The sequence below is a fragment of the Saccharopolyspora sp. 7B genome, assembly GCF_020177435.1.
Taxonomy (GTDB): Bacteria; Actinomycetota; Actinomycetes; order Mycobacteriales; family Pseudonocardiaceae; genus Saccharopolyspora_C; species Saccharopolyspora_C gregorii.
The window spans coordinates 1-3,786 of sequence record NZ_JAIUKC010000262.1 but is presented as its reverse complement, the minus strand read 5'-3'; the positions used below and the strand labels follow the sequence as shown (position 1 = coordinate 3,786).

Sequence of the window (3,786 nt, the reverse complement as noted above, 5' to 3'; positions counted from 1 at the left end):
GGGCTGTGCGGCCCGGGGGGCCCGCCCCCCCCCCCCCCCCCCCCGCCGCGCCCCGGGGGGGCCCCCCCCCCCCCGCGCCCGCGGCGCGCCGGCGCAGGAACCCGCCCCACCCGCCTGAAAGGAACTTCCACCCGTGACGGAAATCCTGCCGCCGGAACACGGCCGCGTAGAACCGGTCGACATCCAGCAGGAGATGCAGAACTCCTACATCAACTACGCGATGAGCGTCATCGTCGCGCGCGCCCTGCCGGACGTGCGGGACGGCCTCAAGCCGGTGCACCGCCGCGTGCTGTACGCGATGTACGACTCCGGCTTCCGCCCGGACCGGGGGTACGTGAAGTGCTCCCGCGTCGTCGGCGAGGTGATGGGCAACTACCACCCGCACGGCGACTCGGCGATCTACGACACCCTGGTGCGCCTGGCGCAGCCGTGGGCGATGCGGCACCCGCTGATCGACGGGCAGGGCAACTTCGGTTCGCCGGGCAACGACCCGGCGGCCGCCATGCGGTACACCGAGTCGCGGTTGAAGCCGTTGGCGATGCACATGCTCGCCGACATCGAAGAGGACACCGTCGACTTCTCCGACAACTACGACGGTCGGACCCAGGAACCGGACGTCCTCCCGGCCCGCATCCCGAACCTGCTGGTCAACGGCGGTAGCGGCATCGCGGTCGGGATGGCGACGAACATCCCGCCGCACAACCTGCGGGAAGTCGCCGACGGCGTGGTCTACCTGCTGGAGAACCCCGAGGTCGACGACGAGACGCTCCTCGAAGAGCTGATCAGGCTCATCAAGGGGCCGGACTTCCCGACCAGGGCGCTGATCCTCGGCACCAACGCCATCGCGGACGCGTACCGCACCGGCCGCGGCTCCATCAAGATGCGCTCGGTCGTCTCCGTGGAGGAGGACGCGAAGGGCCGCACCTCGCTGATCGTCACCGAGCTGCCCTACCAGGTCAACCCGGACAACTTGATCGAGAACATCGCGGCCATGCACCGCGACGGCAAGCTCACCGGCATCTCGGACATCGCCGACGAGTCCAACAGCCGACGCGGCATGCGCATCGTCATCACCTTGAAGCGGGACGCGATCCCGAAGGTGGTGCTGAACAACCTCTACAAGCACACCCAGCTGCAGACCACGTTCGGCGTGAACATGCTGGCGCTGGTCGAGGGCGTGCCGCGCACGCTGCGCCTCGACCAGGTGATCCGGTACTACGTCACGCACCAGATCGAGGTCATCGTCCGGCGCACCCGCTTCCGGCTGCGCAAGGCCGAGGAGCGCGCCCACGTGCTGCGCGGCCTGGTCAAGGCGCTGGACGCGCTGGACGCGGTGATCGCGCTGATCCGCCGGTCGCCGACCGTGGACGAGGCCCGCACCGGGCTGATCGGGCTGCTCGACGTCGACGAGGTGCAGGCCGACGCGATCCTGGAGATGCAGCTGCGGCGGCTGTCCGCGCTGGAGCGCCAGAAGATCATCGATCGGCTCGCCGAGCTGGAGCTGGAGATCGAGGACTACAAGGACATCCTCGAGAAGCCGGAGCGGCAGCGGCAGATCATCCGCGACGAGCTCATGGAGATCGTCGAGAAGTACGGCGAGGACCGCCGCACCAAGATCGTGCCCTACGAGGGCGAGGTCTCCATGGAGGACCTCATCGCCGACGAGGACGTCGTCGTCACGATCACCCGCACCGGCTACGCGAAGCGGACCCGCACCGACCTGTACCGCGCGCAGAAGCGCGGCGGCAAGGGCGTGCAGGGCGCGCAGCTCAAGCAGGACGACATCGTCTCGCACTTCTTCGTCTGCTCCACGCACGACTGGATGCTGTTCTTCACGAACAAGGGCCGGGTGTACCGGGCGAAGGCCTACGAGCTGCCCGAGGCGAACCGCACCGCCCGCGGCCAGCACGTGGCGAACCTGCTCGCGTTCCAGCCGGACGAGCACATCGCCCAGGTCATGCAGATCAAGGACTACACCGCCGCCCCGTACCTGGTGCTGGCCACCAAGGCGGGCCTGGTGAAGAAGTCCCGGCTCACCGACTTCGACTCGAACCGTTCGGGTGGACTCATCGGGGTGAACCTCAAGGACGAGGACGAGCTGGTCGGCGCGGTGCTGTGCTCCGAGGAGGACGACCTGCTGCTGGTCTCCGCCGAAGGGCAGTCGATCAGGTTCCACGCCACCGACGAAGCGCTGCGCCCCATGGGCCGCGCCACGTCAGGCGTGCTCGGCATGCGGTTCAACGCGGGCGACGAGCTGCTCGCGATGGGCGTCGTCCGGGCCGGCCGGTTCGTGCTGGTCGCCACCGACGGCGGTTACGCCAAGCGGACGGAGATCGACGACTACCCGGTCCAGGGCCGCGGCGGCAAGGGCGTGCTCACCGTTCAGTACGACCGCAAACGTGGGAGGCTTGTCGGGGCGCTCATCGTCGACCTGGACGATGAGCTCTACGCGATCACCTCCACCGGCGGCGTCATCCGGACCACCGCCAAGGAGGTTCGCAAGGCAGGCAGGCAGACGAAGGGGGTGCGTCTGATGAACCTGGGCGACGGGACTTCGGTGGTGGCCATCGCGCGCAGCGCCGACGAGGCCGCCGATCCGGACGCCGCCGGGCCTGAGCCGACGAAGTAGCGACCGCCGATGACGATCATGAAGGATCTCTCGTGACATCTTCCGAGAAGCCGGAGCGTCCGGACGGGCACCCGGGTGACCAGGATGCCGAACCGACCAACGGCCAGAACTCCCAGCACACCTCGGTGATGACCGGGCAGACCGCTGCGACCGGGGGCGACGGCGACACGTCGGCCGCGGCCGACGGCAACGGCGAGGCGAGCTCGAAGCCGAACGGTTCGGAGACCTTCGAGGGCACCGAGGCGCCGCCGCCGTGGCAGCGCACCGGAGCCGGGGCCGGCAGCGCCGACGGCGGTGCCGAAGCCCAGCCCGGTTTCGACACCGCGCAGACCCAGGGGATCCCGAAGCCCGGGCACGACCAGGAGACGGTCCGCACCGAGATCCCGAAGCAGGGAGCGGACGGCCGCACCGCGGTGAACTTCGGCGCGGCCGCTCGGCTGGGCGCGCAGTCCACCAGCACCCGCCGGCCCAGCAGGGGACCGCGGCGGGCGAGCCTCCAGGTCAAGCGGCTCGACCCGTGGTCGGTGCTGAAGCTGGCCCTGGTGCTCAGCGTGGCGATGTTCTTCGTCTGGATGATCGCGGTCGCCGTGCTCTACGGGGTGCTCGACGGCATGGGCGTGTGGGACTCGCTGAACGGCACGTTCACCGAGCTCACCTCGCCGGAGGACGCCGCCAGCGAAGAGCTGATCAGCGCGGGCCGCGTGTTCGGCGTCGCCTCCATCATCGGGGCGATCAACATCGTGCTGTTCACGGCGCTGGCGACGGTGAGCGCGTTCATCTACAACGTGGCCGCCGACTTCGCCGGGGGCGTGGAAGTCACGCTGTCCGAGCGGGAGTGACCGGTCCGGGGGGGGGGGGGGGGGGCCGGGGCCCCCCCCCCCCGCCGGGGGGGGGCCCGCGATCAGCGAGGCCCTGCGCGTCAGACCAGGGCGGATTCGCGGACCGGGAGCAGCGTGCCGCGCCGGACCCACAGGCCCGCGGCCAGCACGACGCCGACCACCCCGGCGAGCAGGAACGCGGCGGGCGGCCCGGCGCTCTCCACGATCCGGCCGCTGATCGACTGGCCGGCCGCCGCACCGAGCGTCACCGCCGTCACGACCCAGCCGAACGCCTCCGTCTCGGTCCCGGCCGGCGCGGCCAGGTCCAGCGCCACCGAG

General features: G+C 70.5%; 2 protein-coding genes and 1 pseudogene. 2 read left to right on the top strand and 1 reads right to left on the bottom strand.

What is annotated here, in order from left to right; all coding sequences use genetic code 11:
• Window positions 1-133 precede the first annotated feature (133 nt).
• Together gyrA and LCD33_RS28365 are read left to right on the top strand one after the other, a co-directional pair.
• On the top strand, window positions 134-2,629 hold the full coding sequence (gene gyrA / locus LCD33_RS28370) for a DNA gyrase subunit A (RefSeq protein WP_224957016.1): 2,496 nt from the start codon (window positions 134-136) through the stop codon (window positions 2,627-2,629).
• A 32-nt stretch (window positions 2,630-2,661) separates the two neighbouring features.
• Window positions 2,662-3,468 (top strand): DUF3566 domain-containing protein, encoded by an 807-nt coding sequence (locus LCD33_RS28365; protein ID WP_224967174.1) that lies wholly within the window; start codon window positions 2,662-2,664, stop codon window positions 3,466-3,468.
• A gap of 80 nt (window positions 3,469-3,548) precedes the next feature.
• On the opposite strand, the pseudogene LCD33_RS28360 reads toward LCD33_RS28365, so the two are convergent.
• A pseudogene (locus LCD33_RS28360) lies at window positions 3,549-3,786 on the bottom strand (MFS transporter); the annotation flags it as partial.